The 26,165-nt window shown below is 35.1% G+C and carries 27 protein-coding genes; 18 read left to right on the forward strand and 9 right to left on the reverse strand.

Annotated elements, in window-relative coordinates:
• The first annotated feature begins 8 nt into the window (after positions 1-8).
• Genes CFPU101_RS01345 through CFPU101_RS01365 form a run of 5 tightly spaced genes read left to right on the forward strand, consistent with a single transcriptional unit; the run spans position 9 to position 6,022 of the window.
• Positions 9-836 (forward strand): sulfotransferase, encoded by an 828-nt coding sequence (locus CFPU101_RS01345; protein WP_206813536.1) that lies wholly within the window; start codon positions 9-11, stop codon positions 834-836.
• Between the two features lie 25 nt (positions 837-861).
• Positions 862-1,644: a DUF6817 domain-containing protein gene (locus tag CFPU101_RS01350; protein ID WP_206813537.1), complete on the forward strand. Its 783-nt coding sequence runs from the start codon at positions 862-864 to the stop codon at positions 1,642-1,644.
• A gap of 2 nt (positions 1,645-1,646) precedes the next feature.
• Complete coding sequence (locus CFPU101_RS01355) at positions 1,647-3,107, forward strand: lipopolysaccharide biosynthesis protein (RefSeq protein WP_206813538.1); 1,461 nt, start codon at positions 1,647-1,649, stop codon at positions 3,105-3,107.
• Between the two features lie 2 nt (positions 3,108-3,109).
• Positions 3,110-4,051 (forward strand): glycosyltransferase family 2 protein, encoded by a 942-nt coding sequence (locus CFPU101_RS01360; RefSeq protein WP_206813539.1) that lies wholly within the window; start codon positions 3,110-3,112, stop codon positions 4,049-4,051.
• Between the two features lie 18 nt (positions 4,052-4,069).
• Positions 4,070-6,022 carry a glycosyltransferase family 39 protein gene (locus CFPU101_RS01365; protein ID WP_206813540.1) on the forward strand — a complete coding sequence of 651 codons (1,953 nt, stop codon included), beginning with the start codon at positions 4,070-4,072 and terminating at the stop codon, positions 6,020-6,022.
• 48 nt (positions 6,023-6,070) lie between these two features.
• Here CFPU101_RS01365 and CFPU101_RS01370 read toward each other — a convergent pair whose 3' ends face one another.
• The gene (locus CFPU101_RS01370) at positions 6,071-7,882 is read right to left on the reverse strand and encodes a protein kinase (protein ID WP_206813541.1); all 1,812 of its coding nucleotides are present in this window, start codon (positions 7,880-7,882) and stop codon (positions 6,071-6,073) included.
• 150 nt (positions 7,883-8,032) lie between these two features.
• Here CFPU101_RS01370 and CFPU101_RS01375 point away from each other — a divergent pair, with 150 nt between their 5' ends.
• Together CFPU101_RS01375 and CFPU101_RS01380 are read left to right on the forward strand one after the other, a co-directional pair.
• Positions 8,033-9,214 carry an aldo/keto reductase gene (locus CFPU101_RS01375; protein WP_206813746.1) on the forward strand — a complete coding sequence of 394 codons (1,182 nt, stop codon included), beginning with the start codon at positions 8,033-8,035 and terminating at the stop codon, positions 9,212-9,214.
• A 12-nt stretch (positions 9,215-9,226) separates the two neighbouring features.
• Positions 9,227-10,066 (forward strand): Rpn family recombination-promoting nuclease/putative transposase, encoded by an 840-nt coding sequence (locus tag CFPU101_RS01380; RefSeq protein ID WP_206813542.1) that lies wholly within the window; start codon positions 9,227-9,229, stop codon positions 10,064-10,066.
• Here the strand turns inward: CFPU101_RS01380 and gcvT are convergent.
• Positions 10,042-11,154 (reverse strand): glycine cleavage system aminomethyltransferase GcvT, encoded by a 1,113-nt coding sequence (gene gcvT, locus CFPU101_RS01385; RefSeq protein ID WP_206813543.1) that lies wholly within the window; start codon positions 11,152-11,154, stop codon positions 10,042-10,044. The genes CFPU101_RS01380 and gcvT overlap by 25 nt on opposite strands.
• 169 nt (positions 11,155-11,323) lie before the next feature.
• On the opposite strand from gcvT, the gene CFPU101_RS01390 reads away from it, so the two are divergent.
• Positions 11,324-11,440, forward strand: coding sequence for a photosystem II reaction center protein I (locus CFPU101_RS01390; protein WP_106456135.1), 117 nt, complete (start codon positions 11,324-11,326; stop codon positions 11,438-11,440).
• Positions 11,441-11,531: 91 nt separating this feature from the next.
• Here the strand turns inward: CFPU101_RS01390 and CFPU101_RS01395 are convergent, their stop codons facing one another.
• From CFPU101_RS01395 to pdxA, 4 genes are read right to left on the reverse strand one after another with little or no spacing between them, the layout of a single operon-like run.
• Positions 11,532-12,161 (reverse strand): Uma2 family endonuclease, encoded by a 630-nt coding sequence (locus tag CFPU101_RS01395; protein ID WP_206813544.1) that lies wholly within the window; start codon positions 12,159-12,161, stop codon positions 11,532-11,534.
• Positions 12,162-12,196: 35 nt separating this feature from the next.
• The gene (locus CFPU101_RS01400; RefSeq protein ID WP_242577708.1) at positions 12,197-13,111 is read right to left on the reverse strand and encodes a branched-chain amino acid transaminase; all 915 of its coding nucleotides are present in this window, start codon (positions 13,109-13,111) and stop codon (positions 12,197-12,199) included.
• Between the two features lie 26 nt (positions 13,112-13,137).
• The gene (locus CFPU101_RS01405) at positions 13,138-14,919 is read right to left on the reverse strand and encodes a M61 family metallopeptidase (RefSeq protein ID WP_206813545.1); all 1,782 of its coding nucleotides are present in this window, start codon (positions 14,917-14,919) and stop codon (positions 13,138-13,140) included.
• A 30-nt stretch (positions 14,920-14,949) separates the two neighbouring features.
• Positions 14,950-16,005, reverse strand: a complete 1,056-nt coding sequence (pdxA, locus tag CFPU101_RS01410; protein ID WP_206813546.1) for a 4-hydroxythreonine-4-phosphate dehydrogenase PdxA — start codon at positions 16,003-16,005, stop codon at positions 14,950-14,952.
• An 86-nt stretch (positions 16,006-16,091) separates the two neighbouring features.
• Here pdxA and CFPU101_RS01415 point away from each other — a divergent pair, with 86 nt between their 5' ends.
• From CFPU101_RS01415 to CFPU101_RS01430, 4 genes are all read left to right on the forward strand, one after another.
• Positions 16,092-16,205, forward strand: a complete 114-nt coding sequence (locus tag CFPU101_RS01415; RefSeq protein WP_206813547.1) for a PetM family cytochrome b6-f complex subunit 7 — start codon at positions 16,092-16,094, stop codon at positions 16,203-16,205.
• Between the two features lie 167 nt (positions 16,206-16,372).
• On the forward strand, positions 16,373-16,735 hold the full coding sequence (gene psb28, locus CFPU101_RS01420; protein ID WP_206813548.1) for a photosystem II reaction center protein Psb28: 363 nt from the start codon (positions 16,373-16,375) through the stop codon (positions 16,733-16,735).
• Positions 16,736-16,750: 15 nt separating this feature from the next.
• Positions 16,751-17,653: a TIGR01777 family oxidoreductase gene (locus CFPU101_RS01425; protein WP_206813549.1), complete on the forward strand. Its 903-nt coding sequence runs from the start codon at positions 16,751-16,753 to the stop codon at positions 17,651-17,653.
• An 86-nt stretch (positions 17,654-17,739) separates the two neighbouring features.
• Positions 17,740-18,981 (forward strand): DUF563 domain-containing protein, encoded by a 1,242-nt coding sequence (locus tag CFPU101_RS01430; RefSeq protein WP_206813550.1) that lies wholly within the window; start codon positions 17,740-17,742, stop codon positions 18,979-18,981.
• A 10-nt stretch (positions 18,982-18,991) separates the two neighbouring features.
• Here the strand turns inward: CFPU101_RS01430 and CFPU101_RS01435 are convergent, their stop codons facing one another.
• A complete protein-coding gene (locus CFPU101_RS01435) occupies positions 18,992-19,360 on the reverse strand; it encodes an EamA family transporter (RefSeq protein ID WP_206813551.1) in 369 nt (122 codons plus the stop codon).
• A 121-nt stretch (positions 19,361-19,481) separates the two neighbouring features.
• On the opposite strand from CFPU101_RS01435, the gene trpS reads away from it, so the two are divergent.
• The 6 genes from trpS (at position 19,482) to CFPU101_RS01465 (ending at position 25,002) form a co-directional block, all read left to right on the forward strand.
• Positions 19,482-20,492: a tryptophan--tRNA ligase gene (gene trpS / locus CFPU101_RS01440; RefSeq protein WP_206813552.1), complete on the forward strand. Its 1,011-nt coding sequence runs from the start codon at positions 19,482-19,484 to the stop codon at positions 20,490-20,492.
• Positions 20,493-20,560: 68 nt separating this feature from the next.
• Positions 20,561-21,460 carry a methylenetetrahydrofolate reductase gene (locus CFPU101_RS01445; RefSeq protein ID WP_206813553.1) on the forward strand — a complete coding sequence of 300 codons (900 nt, stop codon included), beginning with the start codon at positions 20,561-20,563 and terminating at the stop codon, positions 21,458-21,460.
• A 476-nt stretch (positions 21,461-21,936) separates the two neighbouring features.
• A complete protein-coding gene (locus CFPU101_RS26210) occupies positions 21,937-22,197 on the forward strand; it encodes an IS1 family transposase (protein ID WP_206813554.1) in 261 nt (86 codons plus the stop codon).
• A 110-nt stretch (positions 22,198-22,307) separates the two neighbouring features.
• On the forward strand, positions 22,308-23,648 hold the full coding sequence (locus CFPU101_RS01455) for a bifunctional diguanylate cyclase/phosphodiesterase (RefSeq protein WP_206813555.1): 1,341 nt from the start codon (positions 22,308-22,310) through the stop codon (positions 23,646-23,648).
• On the forward strand, positions 23,635-24,465 hold the full coding sequence (locus CFPU101_RS01460) for a bifunctional diguanylate cyclase/phosphodiesterase (protein WP_206813556.1): 831 nt from the start codon (positions 23,635-23,637) through the stop codon (positions 24,463-24,465). Before CFPU101_RS01455 ends, CFPU101_RS01460 begins: the two co-directional genes overlap by 14 nt.
• A gap of 207 nt (positions 24,466-24,672) precedes the next feature.
• Complete coding sequence (locus CFPU101_RS01465; protein WP_206813557.1) at positions 24,673-25,002, forward strand: hypothetical protein; 330 nt, start codon at positions 24,673-24,675, stop codon at positions 25,000-25,002.
• 18 nt (positions 25,003-25,020) lie between these two features.
• On the opposite strand, the gene CFPU101_RS01470 is transcribed toward CFPU101_RS01465, so the two are convergent.
• Positions 25,021-25,608 (reverse strand): HdeD family acid-resistance protein, encoded by a 588-nt coding sequence (locus CFPU101_RS01470; RefSeq protein ID WP_206813558.1) that lies wholly within the window; start codon positions 25,606-25,608, stop codon positions 25,021-25,023.
• Positions 25,609-25,728: 120 nt separating this feature from the next.
• On the reverse strand, positions 25,729-26,118 hold the full coding sequence (locus CFPU101_RS01475; protein ID WP_206813559.1) for a hypothetical protein: 390 nt from the start codon (positions 26,116-26,118) through the stop codon (positions 25,729-25,731).
• Between the last annotated feature and the right edge of the window lie 47 nt (positions 26,119-26,165).

A 26,165-nucleotide genomic window follows, 5' to 3' on the forward strand; every position in this document is an offset into this window, starting at 1 on the left:
GTCATAAAATGTTACCAAATTTAATTATTATCGGAGCAATGAAATGCGGAACTACTAGCTTACATTCATATTTGAACCAGCATCCCGAAATTCAAATGTCTCGACAAAAAGAGCTTGATTTTTTTGTAGATAGATACAATTGGGATCTCGGACTTGATTGGTATCAATCTCAATTTAAAGGCAATGCGACAATCTACGGGGAGTCGTCACCAAACTATAGCAATTATCCAAGTATGCCGAATGTCGCTAGGCGTATGTATGATTTGGTTCCCCAAACAAAGATAATTTATCTGGTACGAGATCCGATCGCTCGGATGATTTCTCACTATATTCATAAATATAGTGCCAGAATCGAAAATCTGCCGCTTCAAAAAGCTCTCATCGAGCATCAAGCTTATTTGTCCCGCAGTTTGTATTATTTTCAATTAGAACAATTTCTGGCCTACTATCCACCTTCTCAAATTTTGGTGATTGCTGCCGAGGATTTATATGAGCAAACCGCTTTAACCCTACGTCGAGTTTATGAGTTTTTAGAGGTTGATCCCAACTTTTATACTTGGCAATCAGAAATTGCACTGCATCGTAGCATTCGTAAACGACGCCAAACGGAGCTAGGCCATTGGTTAATCAATACCTCCCCCCTGAGAGTGATTGATCGACTTCCACCGAATTTACGCTGGCCGATCAAAGGATTGATTAATTATTTTTTTGCTAAACCGATCATCAAACCTAAACTTAGTGACATTTTACGTGATGAATTAACAGAGCGTCTGCGTAATGATGTCAACAAACTACGAGAATTTACAGGGTACGATTTTCAACAATGGAGTATTTAAAATATTCGCTCTTAGTAGGATTTCTATGTATCGCTATGCACAGACCAATTTACAACTCTATCATCAACTTCGTCTCGAAGCGTATACAGATGACGATCTAAAACTCATTGCTCAAGCTTATCAGCTTATTCTAGATTTATTTACAGGTCAGTTTCGTTCTTCTGGAAAAACATTTATTGCTCATCTCGTTGGAACAGCTAGTATTCTTGCTAGTTTTCAAGTTTCAATCAAAGTTATAGCCGCAGGACTTTTACACGCTGTATATTCTCAAGGAGATTTTGGCGGACTTAGTAAACAAGGTATGAATAACGCAAAACGAGAACGGGTTAGAAAAGCTGTCGGCCAAGATGTTGAAGAATATATTGCTTATTACACGGCGTTCACTTGGAATGCAAATCAAATTCCTAAGATTTATAGTCGTCTTGAAGAATTAGATACGATCGCAAAAGATGTTTTATTAATTCGTTTAGCTAATGAACTCGAAGAATATTTAGATTGTGGGTTGCTGTATTGTGGAGCAGCAAAACATCAACTTTACCAAGAGCATGATACGCATTTATTGAGCAAAATGGCTGAATACCTGGGCTATCCTGCTTTGGGTGTCGAAATTGCTCAGGTTTTACAAGAAAACGTTTCTACTATCCTACCTCAAGAGTTATGTAATCCAACAGGTCAAACTTTTTCTAGTTTGGTTCTGCCCAATTCTTGTCAAAGAAAACTACCCGCTTGGTTTTACTATCATTTTAATCAAAGATTCGCTAACCTGAAATTGTTTGCTCGTTCTGTCTTAAATGGGATGACAAACTAGATATGAGCATCAAACAAAAAGTAGTTAATAGTGTATTTTGGTCGGCGGCTCAGGGATTTGGAAATCAAATTTTATCCCTCATTATCTTTTCAGTGTTGGCTCGTTTATTAACACCGCAAGATTTTGGGTTAGTAGCGATCGCTAATGTTTTTTTGGCGATTTTACAAATTTTTCTTGAACAAGGATTTGCCCAAGCTTTAATTCAAAAAGACGAACTAACACAAAAACATTTAGATACGGCTTTCTGGACTACTGTCGGAATGGGAGTATTGATCACCTTTTTGGGAATAACGACAGCCCCTTTATTTGCTGAGTTTTTTCGCCAACCTCAACTAACACCCGTTATTCAATGGCTCTCGCTGCTGTGTTTGATTTTGTCGTTGTCCCAAGTCCAACAAGCTCTTTTAGAACGAAAATTTGCTTTTAAAGCGATCGCTACTCGTTTCCTTTTTGGTACGATCATTGGTGGTTTTGTCGGCGTTGTCATGGCTTTAAAAGGCTATGGTGTTTGGAGTTTAGTCACTCAACAAATTATTCAAGCTACTGTAGCAACAATTTTTTTATGGAAAGTAAGTGATTGGCGACCTAAATGGTATTTTTCTAAACAATGTTTTCAAGATTTATTTAATTTTGGGATTCATATTTTAGGTTTTAAAATAGTTAGTTTTTTTAATGATAAAGCCAATGATTTTTTAATTGGTTATTTTCTAGGGGCGGTTGCTTTGGGTTATTATAGCCTCGCCTCACGAATCTTTTCTATTATTACTCAAATTGTTGTCAAAACTAGCCAAGATATCGCTCTACCCACCTTTTCTCGATTACAACATGAGCCTGAAAAAATGCGCCAAGCTTTTTATCAAGCTACTCAATTTACGAGTTTAGTTGCTTTTCCTACTTTTTTAGGAATTGCTCTATTGGCTCCAGAATTAATTTTCGTTTCCTTTGGACAACAATGGTTAGCTGCTATTCCACTGATTCAAATATTATCTTTGATGGGTATTTTGCGCTCAGTTACCTATTTTACTTCTTCAGTTTTTGTGGCAATGGGTAAACCTTCTTGGTGGTTTCGATTAGGTCTTTTAAAAATGGTGCTTAATTTATCAGGTTTTTTAATCGCTTATCCATTTGGTATTATAGCTGTAACTTGGGCTTATGTCATTCGTCTGTATATTGCTTTTCCCGTTGGACAATGGGCAATCAGCAAGCTACTTAACATTTCATGGAGTCAATATTTACGACAATTTATTCCCGCTTTTGTGGGATCAATTATTATGATTACAGTAATTTTTGCTTTTAAAAGTTTATTATTAGTTTGGTCATTGTCTCCTCTATTAATTCTTATCTTGTGTTCTCTTGTTGCTTTTATTAGCTATGCTGTAGCAATTTATCTGATTGCTCCAAAAATGATTAAACAAATCATTGCACTTTTTCGTTTAGCTACCTCTCGTCCTAAAGAAACTTAATTATGAATCAAAATCTTTTATTTTCTATTATCATTCCCACCTATAATCGTCCTGAACGATTAAAAACTTGTCTTGAGTCTTTAGTTAATCTGAATTTTCCCCTTGAACAGCTTGAAGTTGTTATTGTTGATGATGGAAGTAATCAACCATTAGATGAATTAATTGATAATTTTAATAAACAATTATCGATTCAACTTATTAGACAAAATAATGCAGGCCCAGCAACGGCTCGAAATACAGGAGCTAATCAAGCTAAAGGAAAATATTTAGTTTTTACTGATGATGATTGTCAAGTTGATAGTAATTGGTTACAAGCATTTGATAAAGGTTTTAAACAAAATCCTGATGCTTTATTAGGAGGTTATACGATCAATGCTTTATCAGATAATCTCTACTCAGAAGCCAGTCAACTTTTAGTAGATTATCTTTATCATTATTATAATAATAACTCAGAGCAAGCTAGTTTTTTTACATCGAATAATTTTGCTTTATCTAAAGAACTGTTTGAACAAATAGGTGGCTTTAATACATCGTTTCCCTTAGCAGCAGGAGAAGATCGAGAATTATGCGATCGCTGGTTATCCTATGACTATCCTATGCACTATTTACCTACAGCAATCATTTATCATTCTCACCAATTATCTCTTAAAAAATTCTGGAAACAGCATTTTAATTATGGTTGTGGTGCTTTTTATTTTCATCAAGTTCGTTCTCAACGTAAACAAGAATCAATTAAAGTTGAGCCTTTAAGTTTTTATTTTAAACTATTAACTTATCCTTTCTCATCATCTTCCAATCAGTCTAAACTATTTTTATCCTTACTCTTTTTTGTTTCACAATTAGCTAATGTTTATGGTTTTTTTAGAACTCGTTTTTTATACAAATCATCTTTTAATGACAACTTAAATTATCTTCAGGTTAATGATAAAAAACAAGCAACTTAATTGTAGGAGTTTTACATTGTGTCATTTCCATTAGTTGTTTTAGAAGTATTATGTTTTTGTTTGGGAGGAGTTTTATTTATTTCTGCTCCCTCTCGCCGAGTTTCAGAGAGCCTTTCTTTAGGTATCTGCTTAGGTTTAATGTTATTATCAGTTATTTTTCAAATTTCTTTTTTATTAAAATTACCTCAGTTTTCTTTTATTTTAGAAGGTTTGTTTTTAATCTTTATTTTTTACCATGCGCGAAAAAAGTATAGCGAAATTAAAAAAATATTAATAGCTATTAAGCATTTTTTCTTGAAATACAAGTTAATTACATCAATTATACTGATTTGCTGGATTCATTTCTTTCTACTAGCTACAATTATTCCACCAGCAAACTGGGATAGTATGACATATAATTTAGCTAGAGTGTTTCTTTTTCAGCAAGAGAAAACTTTTTTCCTAACAAATGTTACTACTCCTCGTCAGGCTATCTTTGTAGTAGGTTCTGATGTTCTTCCTCATGCTTTTTTAAGATTCTACTCTGATTATGGTGTTGGCTTATTTAGTTTTTTAGCTTATTTGAGTATTGGACTAGGAACTTACGCTCTATCTCGAAATTTCGTTTCGGTTAAGATTAGTTTATTAGCAACTGTCATTATTATTGGAATGCCAGAATTATGTTTTCAAGCAACTTCTACTAAAAATGACATTTTTACAGCTAGTGCAGCTATTTTTTGTTTTATTTCTGTATATCGTTTATTAAATTATTTAAATAAACAGGATTTATCCTTAATTATTTTGGGTTTAACTTTTGGTCTTTCTGTCAAAACTACATTTTTAGCTTTTTTTGTGCCATTTAGTGTGATTTTTGGCTACTTAATCTTAAGAAAATATAGTGTTTTTGAAATAGTTAAACTGATTAAACAAAATAAATTATATTTTATTATTATATTGTTTCCTGCTTTGATAATGTCGCAAATCTGGTTATTTCTTTATCATTTTTTACAAGTTTCTGATATTAATATAGTGGAAGATAAAAACATAAAAATGGTAATTGGTAATAACAATCGATTGTTCAAAGGGATAGCCAATTTTATTAGATACATCTTTCAATCTATTCATTTATTTCCTTTTGATAATTTACTACTAGGTAGATTAAAAATTGATTTTGATCAATTTCTAAACAATATATATAACTTGATTTTTTTTCCTTTATTTGGAAATGCAGGTTTAGGTTACTCTCTCAATGCACCTCGACCTTTTTTAATTAATTCTGAGCCTCACGAAGATTTGTCTTGGTATGGTATTGCAGGTTTTTTTGTTATTTTACCTTCTTTAGTTTGGACGCTTTATAAAGGTAATTCTTTCTTAAAAGCTTTAAGTTTGACGTTGATTGGATTCTTTTTAATCGTTTGTTTTGGTATTTATTGGACTCCTTGGAATAATCGATATTTAACTTTGTTTTTCTCAGCTTCAGGACTTTGTATTGCTTTTTTTCTTCAATCGATTTATCCAAAAATTAAAAATAGAGGAATTCAATTTTTACAAATTGTTTTTATTATTATCTTAATTTCTTCTTGCCTATTAAATAGCTCTAAACCTTTTGCTGGATTATCAATAAAGCAGTTTTTAAAACCTAATATCTGGTTAAAAACTAATTTTGGTACAAATCGTTTTTACTATGCTAATAGGCATTTTGAAGATGAACGATTAGCAAAATTCGCTGAATTAATTCCAGTTAATTCTCAAGTTGCTTTATTAGCAGGTGATAATAGCTGGATTTATCCATTCTATTTAATTAACCCTCAAATTATAATTCAACCTGTTGCTTTAAAAGAATTACAGCAAAAAAATCATAATTTTGATTATACTTTATGCCTTGATGTTGGTTGTACATTGATCAGTGATCAACCTAGTTATAAAGTTCTTTGGGCATCTAATGAAGAGAGTAAAAAATTAGGAAAAATTATCAAAATAAATCCTGAGTAAGTATCGACTTTCTCTAGAGACTGGTTAACAACAATAAAATTTAGCTGACTAAGGAATAGAATTAGATAACACTCGAATATTTAATTGATAATTAGATGTGCTATCCGATTTAGAAACAACAGTTATTTCATATAAACCACTTTCGGTTAAAGTTCCTTTCCAAGAGGTTTCTGTAGAATCATCTAGTAGATTATTACTACCAGATGGCGAATAAATAGAGATTTGTGTTTCACCAGACGCGCTGATCTCAAATTCGATTTCTTGCGAACTTTCTAACTGTATTACATAAGCTTTTCCTTGTCCTGGTGCTAAGGTTCCTTGACGGCTAATCTCATTTTCTGTGGGTATTTCTGAAATTTTCTCATAGGTTTCTCCAGATTGTAATTTTTTTAAATTATATAATAACATTGCGCTTAAAACTTGTCCTGTTGGTTGTTCCATATTATCTTTGTTTTCGTTGGGAAACAACAGAGTAAATTCAGCGTTGGCTAAATCATAAAGTGCGCGACTACTTAAGTTTAAATCATTAGCCTCTTTAAAGATTTCTTGACGACGCGATCGATCATAATTGCCTAATTCTGCTCTTGCTTCTACACTTAGAGTATTTAATTGATCAATTAATTCTGAAGCAATTTGATCTCGTTGCTGTTGCCATTCTTTCTTTTGTGCGGGATCTGATTCAGTTGTCTTTAAAGCAAATTCTGGATAGCGATTCAAAAAGATTTGATCTACTAACATTTGAAAAAACTGATGATTGATCCCCAATTCCTGACGACGTTTGCGTAACTCTGCTTTGCGTTCCCATTCTGCACTTTGTTCAGTAGAAACAGGAAACAGCGCAGGATCACTCTTATTAGAAGGCTCTGTTTTTTCAAACGTCAGCTTAGGGGATGTTGGGGGTTTAAGCCATGTTTTACCCACAAACCATCCTAACGCGCCAGAGCCAAGACCTACCGCTAAAATTAATCCTAGTTGACCTAAACAACCTACAAATAAACTCTGCTTTTTACGGGAGAGTGTGACCATAGTTTCCTTCTCAGGGGGAGTAGATACAGTGAGAATAGGAGGAGGAGAAGGAGCGAGATTAATCGTCGGTTGGGTAAAAATCGGATCGTCTTGATCCGTACAAATTATCACATCTTGAGCCGTTGTAAAGCGATCGCTTTCGACATCGGTCACCATTTTGCTAAAAACTTGCTTCAGCTTGGGACTTAAAATGATGTCTTCACTAAGGATACGAGTTTCTCCCTCAAAGAATTGATTCGATTCTTTTCCAGTCAACAAACTCAGTAAGGTAATCGCTAGTTGTGAGAGATCTTGTTGAGGGGATGGGAGAGAACTATGTTCTAGCGTTTGAACTTGGCTAAAATCAATCAAAAACGGTAATTGATCCCATTTACGACAAATCAAGTTATCTAGCGCGATATCCTGATGATAGACACCTTGAGAGTGAAGATAATCTACAACGCTTAACAGTTGCTTCAGTAAATTAATGATCTCAGTTTCACTAAAGTATTGTTGTTGACTTAGATTGAGGTTTAACAGTTCCCGATAAGTAAAGCCTGGAATATAATCTAAAACATAATATAATCCCGTCTGTTCGGGACTTTCTAAACGAAACAATTCCCGAAAGCGTGGAATCTGGGGATGTTTTAATTGATACAGTATCTGCGCTTCCTGTTTAAACTGGGTTTGACGATCATCTGATAATTCTGTTAGATCAATTAATTCTTTGATGACGCACAATTCATTAAAACGATAATGATCCTTAGCCAAATAGGTTCGACGATGCTGACTCTTGGCTAAAGGCTTTATAATCTGATAGCGATTGTTTAAAATCACAGAAGGTTCAATCACCACAGGCGTTCATATTGATTTGGGTAATGGGAATAAACTCAAGACAGCTTACTTAAGTTTCTATATAAAATATGAGAACTAGGGTAGCAGATTTGGTAAAGACTACACCTAGATGCTGCTAAAATTTCTTCGCTCTTTCAATCATTATTTATGATGCAATACCGACGCTTTGGCCGTACAGAACTGCAAATGCCCGTTTTTTCCTGTGGTGGGATGCGCTATCAATACAATTGGCAAGATATTCTGTATCAGCAGATCCCCTCAGATAATCAATTAAATCTCGAAAATACGATTCGTCGTGCGCTCGATGTTGGTATTAATCATATTGAAACGGCTAGAGGTTATGGCTCATCTGAATTACAACTTGGGCAAATTCTACCAAAATTCCCACGAGAAAAACTAATCATACAAACAAAAATATCACCAAAAAGTGATGTAAAAGAATTTCGCCGACAATTTAATCAATCTTTTCAGTTTCTTAATTTAGATTATATTGATTTACTGGGAATTCATGGAATTAATACTCTTGAACTACTCGAAGAAACAATTCGTCCAGGGGGCTGTTTAGATGAAGCCAAAAAATTACAAAAACAAGGAAAAGTTAGATTTATTGGTTTTTCAACTCATGGCGCAACAGAAACTATTATTAAAACCATAGAAACCAATCAATTCGATTATGTTAATTTGCATTGGTATTACATTTTTCAGAACAATTGGCTAGCAATAGAAGCCGCGCATCAGTATGATATGGGAGTCTTTATTATTAGTCCATCCGATAAAGGTGGACATTTATACAACCCACCGCAGAAATTAGTGAATCTTTGTTCTCCACTGAGTCCAATGGTGTTTAATGATTTGTTTTGTTTGAGTCATCCTCAAGTACATACCCTTAGTATTGGTGCGGCTAATCCATCCGATTTTGATGAACATTTAAAAACAGTTAAATTATTAGAGAAAGCTGAGCAAATTTTACCTCCCATCCTAGAAAAGTTAGAAACAGAAGCGATTAAATTTCTGGGTGAAGAATGGTATAAAACATGGAATTTAGGTTTACCGACTTATCAACAAACACCCAATAAAATCAATATTCCTATTATTTTATGGTTAAGAAATTTAGTTTTAGCTTATGACATGGTTGAATTTGCTCAGGCTAGGTATAATTTACTAGGTAATGGTGGTCATTGGTTCCCAGGAGAACAAGCGAAAAATATTAATAAATTTGCTTTAAAAAACTGTTTAGCTAACAGTCCTTATGCTGAAATCATTCCAGACTTATTAGCCGATACCCATCGTTTATTACAAGCAAAATCCGTCCAACGTTTATCAAGTAGTTAATGTAAGACAATCGTGAAAACAGATACCATTTTTTATCGTCTTTTTCAATCTTCTCCGTTCATTTTGTTTGAATTGCTGAATTTAGATGCAAGTTTGGCGCAAGCTTATCAATTTTCATCTGTAGAAGTCAAACAACTTGCATTTAGAATTGATGGAGTATTTATAGCCCAAAGGACGGATTTACCCATTTATTTTGTTGAAGTCCAATTTCAAGATGATTCTAATTTTTATGGGCGTTTTTTTGCTGAAATCTTTTTGTATCTAAGCAAAACACCTCTATCTAATAACTGGCGTGGTGTAGTTCTTTATCCCAATCGTAGTGTAGAACCCACTGAAACTGAGAGATATTCAGAATTACTCAAATCCGAACGAGTAACCCGTATCTATTTAGATGAATTAGAAAGTCTTTCAGAAACATCTATCGGATTAACAACGGTTCAGTTAATTACAGTCAGTGAAAATAAAGCAATTGAACAAGGACGAATCTTAATTAATCGTATTAGAGAACAAATGACCGATGACAGTCAAAGACAAGAACTTTTACAATTAATAGAGACAATTTTAGTTTACAAACTACCTCGGATTAGTCATAAGGAGATAGAAGCTATGTTTAGCCTAAGTGATTTGAAACAAACCAGAGTTTATCAAGAAGCATTAGAAGAAGGGCGTGAAGAAGGGCGTGAAGAAGGGCGTGAAGAAGGGCGCGAAGAAGGGCGTGAAGAAGGAGAATTAAGGGCAAAAATAGCCGCTATTCCCCGTTTATTGTCTTTAGGATTGAGTGTAGAACAAATTGCCCAAGCTTTGGACTTATCTGTAGACCAAGTGCGTCAAATTGGGCGAGAAACTTTATAAAAGGGCTTTTTAACCACCGTAGCAGGATACGTTTTACCGCGAATTTCGACTTCTAGGGTTTGTCCAATAGTAGCTAATTCTGACGGAACGTAAGCCAGCGCGATCGCTTTTCCCAAAGTTGGTGATAATGTGCCACTGGTGACTTTACCCACTACTTGACCATTAGACCACACGGGGTAATCATGTCGAGCGATGTGTCTTCCTTCCATCTGTAATCCAACCAAACGACGAGGTAAACCGTTTGTTTTCTGATTTTCTAAAACCAAACGACCGACAAATTCACCTTTTTCTTTAAGATGTACCAACCAGCCTAAACCCGCTTCTAAAGGTGAGGTCAGATCATCGATATCTTGACCGTAGAGGGCTAATGCTGCCTCTAAACGTAGAGTATCCCTTGCTCCCAATCCACAAGGCGTTACACCCGCTTGTAGTAAGGAATTCCAGAGTTTTTGACCCGCATCTGCTGATAGCATAATCTCAAAGCCATCTTCTCCTGTATATCCTGTTCTCGCAATAAAAGCGGGTTGGTCAAAAATAGTGGTTTCTAGATGTTCAAACAATTTTAATGGACTGAGATCATCTGAAACTAAAGATTGTAGTATTCTTTGAGCGTGTATTCCTTGGAGTGCAATTAAGACTTTTTCTTGGGAGACATCTTCTAGTGTGACGGAATATTTTTCGAGATGAGGAAGTAACCAAGCTTTGTCTTTTTCGGTGGTTGCAGCATTAACGATGAGTATTCCAGTTCCTGTTGCTTGGTAATAAAAGATGACATCATCAATAATTCCACCATCCGCGTTTAACAACACTGTGTACTGTGCTTGTCCGAATTGTAACCGTTCTAAATTCGAGGGAACAAGAGACTGTAGCGCGGGAACTAAATCTTTTCCAGTCAGAATAAATTTTCCCATGTGGGAGATGTCGAACATTCCGACACTGGTTCTAACTGCTTCATGTTCTTGTTTCAAACCGCTAAACTGAATGGGCATAACCCAACCCGCAAACTGGGTCATTTTAGCCTGTTGTGCGACAATGAGACGATATAACGGAGTTTGTAAAGCTTGGGATGCTGTTTCAGATACTACCACGATCGCAAAACCTTTATTAAAATTTGATCTGTAGTTAGGGTAGTACAGAATTCATAGATCGACAAGCCTTGTTCGGTGTTCTGATGTGATCCCAAAATAAGCTAAAGTAATTCAAGGTATATTTTTCTATGACTTCTGACGGTTAAAAAAATAAAAGGAGAAACGTTCAATGATTACCCTTAAGATTGTTGTCTATTTGGTTGTATTTTTCTTTATTGGCTTGTTTGTCTTCGGTTTCCTTTCTAGCGATCCAACTCGTAACCCCGGACGCAAAGATTTTGAATAAAGACGGTTTGCGATCGTTTTAGTCAAGCATGATTGTAGTGGGGGTTTGTGTAGCAATTGTACAAAAAGTTGCACCCCCACTATCCTAATTTTTATTGAATTTGACTCCGAACCCATTGACGAAACTCTTTAATCAGTTCTAAATAGTCCATTTCTTCGATTTTTTCGAGAAAAGACGCTATTTCTGACAGTAATAAATTTGGAAAAGCTACACTTTGTTCACTTACAATATAATTGTTTTCTTGTAATAAATAAATTTTAAAACTTTTGCCATTATATAACCAAATTTCTTTTACACCTAAATCTGCATAAACTTGAAAACGCTGTGTTGAAAAACTGGTGATATCAACTTCTATGACTAAATCGGGTGCTGGATCTTGTTTTAAATCTAGTCTTTTTTTACCTTTAACTAAATTGATATTCGTGATATAAAAACACTTATCAGGTTCAACACCACTAGATCTAGGTTTTTTATAAGTAGTTGAACCCAAGGGATAAATATTTATTTCTAATTCTTCTGCTATAGTTTCCGCAAATCGTCCTAAGACTTCTTTATATATTTCATGTTCGGGTGATGGGGCCATAATTTCAAGAAGACCTTGATAATAAGTAAGTCTTAAACGGCGGTGGCTGAGTTCTTTTAGTAAGGTTTCGTATGTCTCCCAACTAATTTCAGATAAAACAATTCTTTCGGCTGGTGGTGTTAATGTAGAAGTTTCCATAATTAAAAATGGTGGGTAATTTCCCACCCAAAAGATTAATCTAAAGGAATAACATTGACCCAATCTTGATAGTTTGGATCTTCATTTCGTGTAATTGCTGTTAATTTTTCTCTCAGTTTTGTAGCAATCGGTCGTTCTTCGGGTAGTGTATAATTTTCAATTCTTTTTACGGGAGCAATTTTAGCAGCCGTTCCACACAAAAACACTTCATCTGCAATAAATAATTCTGTTTTATCTACTGCTCTTTCTACTACTGGAATTCCTAAATCTTTAGCTAAAGTTATAACACTATCTCTGGTTATTCCTTCTAGGATATCTTGTTCAAATCCGGGGGTAATAATTTGACCATTCCTCACAATAAAGATATTCATTCCCGTTGCTTCACAGACTTTGCCTTGGGAATTCATTAAAATTGCTTCATCAAAACCTGATTCTACTGCTTCTGTTTTGGCTAAAGCTGAAGTAATATAAGCACCTGTAATTTTACCTCTTAAAGGAAAGCTACGATCTTCTTGACGATACCAAGAACTAATCCGACAATTAATCCCAGAAGCGGATAAATATTCATCCATTTCTAAACCATAGACCAAAAAGTTTTTCTCAAGATTATGTAATCTCGGTGCAATTCCCAACCCAGAACTATAGACTAAAGGACGAATATAAAAAGATTGATTGGGTCGATTTTTTTTAACGAAATCAATAATAATTTGATAAATTTTATCAGCAGGGATCTCGTAATGTAAAAACTTAGCACTCTGACTTAAACGTTGACAATGACGATCTAATCTAAATAATAAAACTTGTTCGGGGTTTTGTGGATCGGGAATGCCTCTTAAACCCCCAAATGCTGCGGTACCATAATGTAAAGCATGAGTCGCAACTGATAATTTAGCATCTTCAAACGGGACAAATTGATGCTCAAAGTAAGCGTATTTAAGAAAGGTATCCATTTTTCTAGTGTAATTAATCGATAAGTTTAAGGATTTATTGCTTGTCGCACCCACTCGGAAAAATTTTGCTTTTGACTATCGGATGAGTTCTGTATCCGCACAAGTTCATAGCGAGAAGGTTGCGGGGCTGCGAGTTTGACGCTAAGGGTTCTTAGTTCATCTTGATGAAAGACAGTAACTTGAATGATATCATTCTCTTGGTAGTCTTTGAGACGATCGCTGATCTGATCGCCACTGACTCTAAAACCATCGAGTGCTAATAATTCATCTTCTGTATTAATCCCTGCAATTTGCCCAGGCGATCCAATTTCAACAAATTTTATTATTTCTTTACCATTTTCTGAATTAACCTTGATTCCCAGATAAGGGACTCTTTCTTCTTCATAAACTTTTTTGAGTTCTAGTCCAAAAGGTTCTAAATATTCCTCAAAAGGCAACTCTTCTACACCATCGATAAAACGAGTAAAGAAATCACTTAAATCAATTTTTGCAACAGATTCTATAACTTTTTTTAATTCCGCATCTGTATAGCCTATTTCCGCTTTACCATACTTTTCCCACATGATTCTCATTACATCATCAAAAGAACGTTGATTATCGTGACGCTGACGAATTAATAAATCGAGCAACATCGCTATCAGTTGACCTTTGAGGTAATATGAAATCTGAGAGTTATCACTATTTGCATCTCTGCGATACAACTTAATCCAAGCATCAAAACTCGATTCACTAACGGGTTGTACTTTTCGCCCTGGTATTGATAAATAACGATTAATTTCTTTACCCAACAAATCTACAAACGTTTTACTATCATAAATTCCTGAGCGCATTGGAAACACGATATCATAATAACTTGTTACTCCTTCACAAAACCAAAGGGCATTTGTATAGTTTTCCTGTTCATAGTCAAAAATTTCTAACGCTTTGGGGCGAATTCTTTTGACATTCCACAGATGGAAGAATTCATGGGCGACTAATTGGATAAAATTATTGTACTTATCTTTGGCACGAAAGCCAAAACGAGAATAAATTAGAGTACAAGATTTTTTATGTTCTAAACCACCATAACTATTTTTAGAAAGATGAAGCAGGAAAACGTAGCGATCATAAGGTAATCCTCCAAACATTTTAGCTTCAGTTGCAATAATTTTCTGTGTATCACTGATTAGACGTTCTACATTGACATTTCCCTGTCCCCAGATGGCTAATTGATGGGGTATTCCTAAAACTTCAAAATCATATTTCTGATGTATTCCCACTTCAAAAGGACTATCGACTAATGTATCAAAATCTTTAGCAATAAAAGTATTCTCTTTTCCTTCGACTAGCGGTAAAGATGTGGTGACTTGCCAATTTTCATCAGGGGGAATAATCGTTACTGTATAAGATTGTTTCAGAAATTGGGGAACATATAAAAATAAAGCCGCGCCATTAAAATAACCATGAGTTGCATCAAGATGATTAGTTCTTACCGTTAGTTCATTCGCAAAGACTCGATAAGTAACCGTAATTTCGGAATGATTTGGGGTTTCAACTTGCCAATGATTTTTAGCACATTTACAATAAACTAATTTTTGCTGATTTGCTTTAGCAGAAAAATCTTGAACATGACGCGAATATTCTCGAACTAAATACGATCCAGGTGTCCAAACCGCCATCTTTAAATCTAATCTATCACTATTCCAACCCCTAATCTGTAGCGTCACTTCAAATAGATGGGAGGTGGGTTCAGACATCGCCACCTGATAAGATATGACTGGGCGAGTTTGAGTCAGTTCAGTAGATCGAGTTAGTGTAGCTGTTGTCATATCCCAATAATTAAGCGAGTACCATTTTTACTAGCTTAACGCTCCAGAATAGCTTTGGTTTAATCTTTTTTCGGTTAATTCCACACAAAGATCAATTGCAGCTTTCATACTTGCATTTCTCGCTATTCCCTTTCCTGCAATATCAAAAGCGGTTCCATGATCTGGAGAAGTACGAATAAATGGTAATCCGATTGTAGTATTAACGGCTTCATCAAAGGCCATCAATTTAACTGGAATTAATCCTTGATCATGATACAACGCGAGATAAGCATCGGCAGGCTTACTATTGACAAAATCGCGGTACCATGCTATTGCAGGTGTTACCCACATCGTGTCTGGAGGAATTAACCCTTTTAAGTTTACCTGTGGATAGTTTTTCTGTTGTTCATCTAACCAAGCATTCATCCAGTCTATTTCTTCGGTTCCGAGTTGTCCTTGTTCTCCGCTATGGGGGTTCAAACCTGCGATCGCAATTTTGGGATTTTGAATACCAAAATCAGTTTGTAAACTCTTAATCAATAAATCGAGTTTTTGTGACATCAATTCGGGTGTGAGTACCTGAGACACTTGATTTAATGGTATATGAGTCGTAGCAAGTAAGGTTCGTAGTATCCAACCTGTATAGGGCGATTTTCCCACAAAAATCATGCCATATTGTTTAGTTTGGGATTTATCGGCTAAAACTTCGGTTTGTCCAGGGTAATTATATCCTGCTGCTTTCCATGCTGATTTAGCAATAGGGGCCGTAACAATTCCTTGAAAGGTTCCATCGAGGGTTAAATTAATTGCCGTTTCTAAATACTGATAACTTGCTTCTCCACTTGCAGAGTTACCTTCTCCAGTAACAATTTGCGTCTTTCTAGTCGGTAGATTGAAGATGGGGAAACTGTCGGGGTCTGCTAGATCTGTTCTCGTTTGACGTAAGTGAATATATGTCGTTTCTAGAATAGTACGGTTACCAATGACAGTAAAATCACCCTTTTCTTTGATTTTAGGGTCAGCGAGGGCCGAGAGAACGACTTCAGGGCCAATGCCTGCGGGATCTCCTATTGCGATCGCTATTTTAGGGCGTTTTTTTAATTCCATCTTAAGAATTGGGCTGGCTTGGTTTACAATACCAATAATGCGTAAAATGACTTATCTTTAGCATAAAACAATTAGGAGGAATAATAATGACGGCTGAAAGTATGTTATTTAATGGTGCTATTTTATCGGCTATTTTAGTATTAGTTGGATTAGCTTGGGGCTTTTTGCTTCTCAAAATTCAAGGTAAAGCAGCAGAATAATTTTTATTCAAGATGGGTTTGGAAACCCTACCCCTATAATAATTATGTTAGAGCATCAATGTGTGGGGGTAAGGTTTCTAAGCCCAAAATTCTAACAGAAGATAGATCGATTTCTCTCACTTTTTTAAGATTAAGTTTGGTAACCAAACTCCTACAATAATTAAATTATGACGACTCCTTCAATTGAATTTTTTGTTGGATTGGCTGAAAACTTAGATAATGTCAGTTTAAGACGACAAAAAGATACTGGTGTAAGAACGGTTCTGATGACCTTTAAAACCCTAAAGGCAATTGAAAAATTCAAAAGCTTTACTCAAAGAACTTATGGTGATTTACGGTTCATTGATGATGAAGGAGTGATTAGCGTTGAACCTTCTTCGATGAAGTTTTTTTTTGCAGGGGATGAGGGAGACGAGATTAGACGAGTTGAATGTCGTTTTGAACTGATTAAAGATGAACACTGGGAACGGTTTATGCGCTTTATGAATCGTTACGCCAAAGCAAACGGCATGGGTTATCAAGATAAGTAAATATTAGTGAAATTTATGAAAATTGCGATTACGGGTGGTACAGGATTTGTCGGAACGCGCTTAATTGAAAAGCTAAAAAATGAGGGGCATTCGATTGTTCTTTTTACTAGAAATGCCGAAAAAGCTCGAAGAAGTTTTTCTAATATAGAGATTATTCCTTACAAAATTACTGAATCTGGAGACTGGCAAAAAGCAATATCAGGCTGTGATGCAGTGATTAATTTAGCAGGAGAACCAATAGCCGAAAGATGGACACCAGAGTATAAAAAAGCAATTTTAGAAAGTCGGCAACTAGGAACACAAAAAGTAGTAGAAGCGATCGCGCAAGCTAATCCTAAACCATTGGTGTTGATTAGTGCTTCAGCGATTGGTTATTATGGTGCCAGTGAAACCAAAACTTTTGAGGAAAGTAGTGTTTCAGGAAATGATTTTTTATCGGAAGTTTGTCAAAAATGGGAACAAGAAGCGGAAAAAGTTAAGCAATATGGAGTCCGTTTAGTCATTCCTAGAATTGGCATTGTTTTAGGAAATGGTGGTGCATTAGGGAAGATGTTACCTGTTTTTAAATTATTTGCTGGTGGGCCAATTGGCACGGGTCGTCAATGGTTTTCGTGGATACATCGAGAAGATTTAGTTAATTTCATCATTGAAGCAATAAAGCGGCCAGAAATAGCAGGAACGTTTAATTTAACGGCTCCTAATCCTGTTAAAATGAACGAGTTTTCTAAAATTTTAGGAGAAGTGTTAAATCGTCCCTCATGGTTACCTGTGCCTGGAATTGCTTTAGAAGTTTTGTTAGGTGAAGGCTCAAAAGTGGTTTTAGAAGGACAACAAGTTTTACCGAAAGCAACTCAAAATATCGGTTTTAAATATCAGTATCCTAATCTTAAATCAGCGTTACAAGAGATTATTAAATAAATATCTATCTTTAGGAAGATTTCATTATATTACCTTTCTGAATTTATGAGGTAAGATTAACTTGTTATTTGTGAGTTTAAAAATGTATGACTTTTAACACTCAACACCCAGAAATCTCTCCTCAGTTGCTTTTAAGGATTCAAAACAAGCTCATTATTTGGTTTTGCTATTTTTATGCGAGATGGAATAATGAACGTTTTGTAAGTCAGAAGATACTTTTTTTTCCAGCACTACGCTCGCATCAATCTCTAAATTATCGTAAGTTATTGGTTGAAGATCATCAAAAATTATTAAATACTCCAGCATCATTAGTTTTAGAGCCAAAATGTGGTCTATCTTTTTCTTTTTATAGTTATGAAATTTCAACTATAGAGTATGCTTATAATACAATCAAATTATTTAATGGTTCGCCGTTAGCTGAAACTAAAACTTTTCAAGATGTCTGGTATCTACCTCAATACCGTTGTTTTTATCAGCAAGATGGCTCAAGAATTGATTATTCTTGTCAACCCGAATATAAAATAGCACCAGAAAAAATTTCAATTCCAAACAATTTTAGAACAGTTAATCAAAAATTTATTTATGGTGGGCATCTTTTTCGGCATTACGGACATTTTATAACTGAGTGTATTTGTCGATTATGGTATGCAGCAAAAGAGCCAAACTATCCAATTATCTATTCTGAAAGTCCAAGATTTTCAATAAAAAGAGATTATATAGATATTTTTATGAATACCATTGGCTTTGATAAAGAGCGATTTGTTGCTTTTAATAAGCCGATTTTCTTGAAAGAGGTTATCATACCATATCCATCATTTATGATGAACTATCATGCCTATACCGTTCATCGATTATTACCTGAAGCTGTAGCACAAGCTATTTTAAAAGAGCAGCCTAAGAAAATAGCACAACCGCTTTATCTATCGCGAAAAAAACTGAATAAGCAGAATTCTTTTCGTAGTATTTTAAATGAAGATAAACTAGAAGATAAACTTCGTGAAAAAAACTTTAAAATTGTTTATCCAGAACAATTAACCCTGGCTGAACAAATTCAATTAATCAATCAGCATGAGACGATTGTAGGTGTGAGCGGCTCGGCATTGCATACGATTCTGTTTGATTTATTAGATAATCACTTAGTCTGTTTAAGTGATACAGATTATATTCATCCTAATCTTCTCTTAGTTGATGCCGTAAAATCAAAGAATTCATCTTATATTGCTGCTGTTGAGGTTGAACAAGATTTTTCTAAAGAAAGAATTAAAAGAGCTAGAATTTTAGATATAGAAAAAACGATTTATAGTCTTAAAACAATAGGATTACTCTAAAAAATTTTAATTACTTTTGCCAGACGACTAAAATGACACCACAAACAATAAAACCCATTCCGAATAAACGATAAATTGGAATTGATTCTTTAAAGATAAAATAGCCCATTAAAACGGAAAAAATATAAATCAAAGAAGCCGAAGGGCCAGCAACACTGAGTTTAACACGAGTTAGAAGCAGAATATAAGCGATCGCACCCAAACCGTAGCAAGCTAAACCCGCCAATAATTCAGGAACCATAATAATATTAAAAATATGACTAACTAAATTGCTTCCAGTTACTTTCCCTAATTTTAAAGCACCGATTTTCAGAAAAAATTGTCCAGTAGCACTTACCAAAACCGAAAAAAGTAGTAAACAAAACTCTTGTAGATTCACAATAGAAACCCTTGCGCCACCTGATCCTAAAACCCCATTTAGAGTAACGTTATTCTAAGACCACTGTCAATCAGCACCGATAATGATAAAATGACCCCACAAATCAATCTTCACACATCACATGAGTAAACAACGCGTTTTATCTGGAGTACAACCAACAGGAAATTTACATTTAGGCAACTATCTCGGCGCAATTCGTAATTGGGTTGAAATTCAGCAAGATTATGATAGTTTTTTCTGTGTTGTTGACTTACACGCGATTACAGTTCCTCATAATCCTAAAACCTTAGCAGAAGATACCTACAAAATTGCAGCCCTCTATCTCGCTTGTGGGATCGATTTACAGTATTCGACGATTTTTGTACAATCTCATGTTACCGCCCATAGTGAACTGACGTGGCTTTTGAACTGTATTACGCCGTTAAATTGGTTAGAACGGATGATCCAGTTTAAAGAAAAAGCCGTTAAGCAAGGAGAAAATGTTAGTGTCGGTTTACTCGATTATCCAGTGCTGATGGCGGCTGATATTTTGCTCTACAATGCAGATAAAGTTCCAGTGGGTGAAGACCAAAAACAACATTTAGAATTAACGAGAGACATTGCAGTACGAGTAAACGATAAATTTGGCACGAAAAAAACCCCCGTTCTTAAAATGCCTGATCCGATGATTGCCAAGGAAGGGGCGCGGGTAATGAGTTTAACTGATGGTACCAGCAAAATGTCTAAATCCGATCCTTCAGAGATGAGTCGGATTAATTTATTAGATACACCCGACTCGATTAGCAAAAAAATTAAACGCTGTAAAACCGATCTTGTCAAAGGATTAACATTCGATGACTCAGAACGCCCAGAATGTAACAATCTTTTAACACTCTATTTGTTACTGTCCAATAAAACCAAAGAAGAAGTGACAGCCGAATGTCAAGATATGGGATGGGGACAATTTAAACCCCTCTTGACTGAGACAACGATTACAGCCCTTAAACCGATTCAAGACAAGTATTATGAAATCATGGACGATCGCGGTTATCTTCAGTCTGTATTACGAGAAGGACGACGTAAAGCAGAAACCGTAGCGAATGAAACCCTTTCTAGAGTCAAAAATGCGTTGGGTTACTTACCGCTTTTTTAGAAACAAATCAGATAATTTGTTTATAACTGGAATTTTCCTTTAAAATCTAAGATTAAAAATTCAAGTTTATGTATACTCGTTTCCGTCAAGCTATAAAAAATCAAGAATTTTTGGTCACTGCTGAGATTTGCCCCCCAAAAGGCGGTAATCCTCAACATATGGTAGAAATGGGTACATTACTCAAAAATCGCGTTCACGCTGTTAATATTACCGATGGGAGTCGTGCGGTGATGCGGATGTCATCCATGGCTGCTTCTGTCATTTTATTACAGCAGGGGATCGAACCGATTTGTCAAATGGCTTGTCGCGATCGCAATATCATCGCCTTGCAAGCCGACCTCATGGGAGCCTATGCTTTAGGAATTCGTAACGTCTTAGCTTTAACTGGAGATCCCGTCAAAGCAGGAGATCACCGCGAGGCAAAAAGCGTTTTTGAATTAGAGTCGGTTCGCTTACTTAAATTAATCCAACAATTGAATCATGGGTTAGACTTTAACGAGAAAACCTTACCTGATGAACCTTTAGACTTATTAGCGGGTGCTGCTGTTGATCCTCAATGCAAAAGTTGGTCAGGGTTACAAAGTCGTTTTGAGAAAAAAATCACCGCAGGGGCGCAATTTTTTCAAAGTCAAATGATTACTGATTTTGAGCAACTTGATAAATTTATGAATCAAATTGCCGTCGGAGTCGATAAACCTATATTAGCAGGAATTTTTCTGCTTAAATCTGCAAAAAATGCTGAATTCATCCGCAAAAATGTTCCTGGTGTTCTGATTCCCGATGAACTGATTAAACGACTTGCAGAGGCACCAGACCCTCTACAAGAAGGAGTTAAAATAGCAGCCGAACAAGTCAAATTAGCTCAACAACTTTGTCAGGGAGTGCATCTGATGGCAGTGCGAAGAGAAGATTTAATCCCCGAAGTTTTAGATTTAGCAGGCATTCCACCCGTCAATTCAATAACTTAATTAACCTGAGTTTTGTTAAAGAATGAACCAAAAAAAGTAAGTTTAATTATAAACCAGAGAGTTTGAAAGTAAGTTTTTATACTGATGAGTATCGGCAATCAAATTGAGTAGAATATATTTTTTGGTGTGCTGGATGCTTCAATTGAGTATTGACAGTTGTACGCTCTGTTTTCGGTGCAAAAGCTAATCATAAAGTCTGGGCAGTCGAGATTTCATGTTACCTTGACAGGTGATGAACAACTTAATGTCTTTAAAACAAAAGCTTTTAAAATAAAAACTGAGAATGAGCGATGCGACGGCTGTCACTTAACCTCTGCTCAAAGATAAGCGTACTATAAAATTCAGGTTTTCGACAAAAATGCTGTATGTATTTGGTAGGCTATTGAGCGACAAATTAGACAAAAAGTTGCAGTTTATCTAGGCTCTATAATTAAAAAGAGTACTAATCAATTTTGTTACTCCTTATCAAACAATAAATGTTTAATAAATTAACTTTTTTACTACATATTTTATGCGATTCAAAAATTTTGTTAATCTTAAGAACAAGGCTAAAACGATTAATTAGACAAACGATCTGTTTTTCTCAAGCTATTCAAATGCACAATCTGATAATTAGTTTATTCAATAATATTTATAAGTTTGGATTAGCTCTTAAACAAAAATCAATTTATCTACAACACTCTCATCAAATTTTAAAAATATGTTCATTTATCATAATGGAGCAGAAAAAAATTTAGATATGACCAATTATTCATTAATAAATCTATTTAACTGGTTTTATAATATACAAAATATTATTGCTATAAATGTTTTAATAATAATTTTTGTATTAATAGCAATTCTTTTTTTGATCTACACTTTAAAAAAAGAAATAAAACTACGGCAAGAAATTGATAGACGACGCAAAATTGCTGAAGATGCTTTACAAGAAAGCGAGAATCGTTATCGTAAAATTGTCGAAAACCAAACAGATTTTTTACTTCATTCATTACCAGATACTACTATTACCTATGCCAATCGCTCATTGTGCGAAGCTTTAGGTGTAACATTAAATCAGATTGTTGGTAAAAAATGGCTCGACTTTGCCAATCGTGAGGACTTAGAAAAAGATGTTTTTCAAGAAATATTAAAATTAACGCCAGATCTACCAAATTTTGTAGCAGAAAATCGAGATCAACGAAGTAATGGTGAAATTGGCTGGACACATTGGTTAAATCAAGGCATTTTTAATGAACATGGAGAATTAGTAGAAATTCAATCTGTTGGACGAGATATTACTCATCTCAAATTAGTAGAAATTGCACTGCGTCATAATGAAGAACGTTTACGACTGGTAACGGAAAATATGAGAGATTTAGTGTGTTTACATGAAATCAATGGAAAATATCTTTATGTAACACCTTCAAGTCAATTTCTTTTAGGCTATCATCCTGAGGAGTTGATGGGACAAAATCTAGAGAGTTTTTTGCATGAAAATGATTACCTCCATGTCCTTCAAAAACTGAGTTTGCTATCAAATTTAGAAGCTTCATTAATGCCTCTTGTTTATAGGATGCGAAAAAAAACGGGAGATTACGTCTGGTTAGAAACTTTAATTCAACCAATTTTGAACAAAGAAGGAGAAATTAGTCATTTACAAAGTACCTCTCGTGATGTTAGTGAACGCATTTTAATGGAACAAAAACTCAAACATGATGCTTTATATGATTCTTTAACAGGCTTAGGAAATCGCACTCTCTTAATTAATCGTCTTGAGCAAACACTAAAGCAAATCAAACGCTCTTCTATGCTTGCTATGGCTGTTCTTTTTTTAGATCTCGATAATTTTAAATTTATTAATGATAGTCTTGGTCATTTAATCGGGGATAAACTTCTTAAAGTAATTGCCACTAAACTTATTAAATGTGTCAGAGAAGTTGATTTAGTGGCACGTTTAGGAGGAGATGAATTTGTAATTTTATTAGAGAAAATTAATAGAGTTGATGAAGCTATCTGTATTGCTTCCCGAATTTTAAATACACTTGCTACTTCTATCGTAATCGATGATAGAGAAATTTTTGTTACTACCAGTATTGGGATCGTTTTAGGAAATCATTATTATGATCATGCAGAAGAATTAATTAGAGATGCCGACCTTGCCATGTATCAAGCAAAATCTCAAGGAAAAGGTTGCTATGCTATTTTATGAGTCTGAAATGCACCAATCGGTTATTCAACGCCTAAATCTCGAAAATGATCTTCGTAAAGCAATTTTTAATCAAGAGTTTGTTCTCTATTATCAACCGATTATTGCTTTAAATACTCTAAATTTATTGGGATTTGAAGCCCTGATCCGTTGGAATCACCCAACCAAAGGATTAATCCCCCCAGATCAATTTATTCCCATAGCAGAGGAAAGTGGATTAATTATTTCTTTAGGACACTGGGTTTTAGAAGAAGCTTGTCAACAATTAGCGCGATGGCAGCAAAAATATCTTTTGGCTAAGAAGATTAAGATGAGTATCAATCTTTCCGTTCAACAACTTCAAGACCCTCAACTGTTTGAAAAACTCCAACAAGTTATCAAAAAAGCCAGCATAGAGGGAAAATCGCTGGTATTAGAAATTACGGAAAGTATGTTAGTTGAAAATATTAAAAAAACTTGCGATTTACTTACTCAGATACAGTCTCAAGGAATATCAATTAGTATTGATGATTTTGGCACAGGATATTCATCGTTAAGTTATCTTCATCGCTTGCCTGTCAATGCTTTAAAAATAGATCGCTCTTTTGTTAGTCAAATTCAACGAGAAGGCGAAACTTATACAATTGTTGAAACAATTATTACTTTAAGTAATTTACTAAAATTAGATGTAGTTGCTGAGGGAATTGAAACTTTACAACAACTTACCTGGTTACGCAATCATCAGTGTAATTTTGGTCAAGGTTTTTTCTTCTCAAAGCCTGTTACATCCGATAATGCAGAATATTTCATCACTCAAAATGGTATTGTTAACCTAAATTAAAAATGTTCGCTTATTAAAAATTTACTAATTTTTGATTTAGAAACCGAGCTATTATTACTTTCTCAGTGTTTAATTTAAAAAACTTTTCTTCTAAAGACATTGAATTGTTCATCACAGAAGCAACTCTGACAAACTGTCTTTTGACAAACAGTCATCGTTAGTTATAGCATAGCTCACACGTTAATTCCCAGAAAGCTCGTCTTATAAATGAACTTCAATCCTAAAGACTCTACTTGCAAGACTCCACAACGAAAACTCATTTCGATTGGAGTAACTCCGACGGGTTATATTTCGATTGGTATTGTCCCGATGGGAATTATCTCGATTGGAGTGGTTCCGATGGGGGTGATTTCTATTGGGATAGTGGCGATGGGAACGATCGCCACTGGATTGGTTTCAATGGGAATTCTGGCGATTGGAGGCGAAACAATGGGATTGGTTCAGTTAGGGTCATGGCAGATCGGGCCAGTTAAAATAGAAGCTGAACCCCACAATCATCAATCTAACCCTGCACCAACTGAACCTCACCATCATTAATTAATTCCTTGAAGCAACTTAAGATGCTACTGGATCGGATGATCCTGAGTCAGTAGAAGCTACCGTAGAAGGAAGATTTAATGCAAGCATGGTTCGTGAAATTCCTGTAAAGAGAACACTAACACCGACTAGCGTTCCGAGTAACCAAGGAGCATTATACGGCCAACCGAACCAAACCATTGCACCTAGAACAAGAGTTACCAGTCCGTTAACAAGTACCCAAGTCCAATTAGCACGGCCTCGGATTTTAAAGGCTAAAATCAATTCAAATACGCCTTCAGTTAAGAAGAAACTACCCAGTAATAAAGTGAGTGAGAGAATACCCGTTAAAGGATAAACTAAGAGCATTATACCTGTAGCTAGATAGAGAATACCTAGTACTAGCTTCCAGATAAATCCGTCTTGTTGACGAGTAGCAAAAGCATTACTTATTTTAGCCCCAGCAGCAAAGATTAATAGCAAAGATGCCCAAGTTTCAACTACACCCGTTGCGATATTCGGTAGCACTAGACCAGCAATTCCTAAACCCACTAAAAGAAGACCAGACCAAAACGCCATTCCTCTGCTTAATTTGATATTTTGTTGAGGTGAAATATCAGTTGTCATATTATTTTTTCTCCCTTTTATTAGAACACTATAAAATTCAAGTTAGACAATTTTTTGAAATATAAGATCATTCCTCAGACAGACACAGTTAATGTGTTGAATCAACCAATAATAGATTAATTATCGATCATTAAGATTTTCTAACTGAGTTCTAACAATATTGAGATATCCTTCATCGTTCATCGCATCTGAGGAAAGACGGCCTTTATTAATTGCACTTCTGACTAATGTTTCTGCATCAACATCACCGTTTGCGATCGCACTCTTAAAAGCTGCATGACTGGGAATTCCTTGATCTTCAAAATAACCTTGATAGGCTAATTGAACCAATGTGACAGGCTCAAGATTATCTTCAGTCGGTGTAGATTGACTGCCAAAACTTTCATTTTGGTCGGTTGTCTCAGTTGTTGGAGTAGATTGTCGATTATTATTGACTTGTCCTGCAAGTGTCGGAACCGCAACAGACGATAAAGTAAAAACAGACAAAAGAACAAAAGCAAAGCGTTTCATAATTTTTACCCAATTCAAGAAAATGGCTTAGACATTAGTTTTATTCT

The organism is Chroococcus sp. FPU101 (genome assembly GCF_017312365.1).
Taxonomy (GTDB): domain Bacteria; phylum Cyanobacteriota; class Cyanobacteriia; order Cyanobacteriales; family Microcystaceae; genus Chroococcus.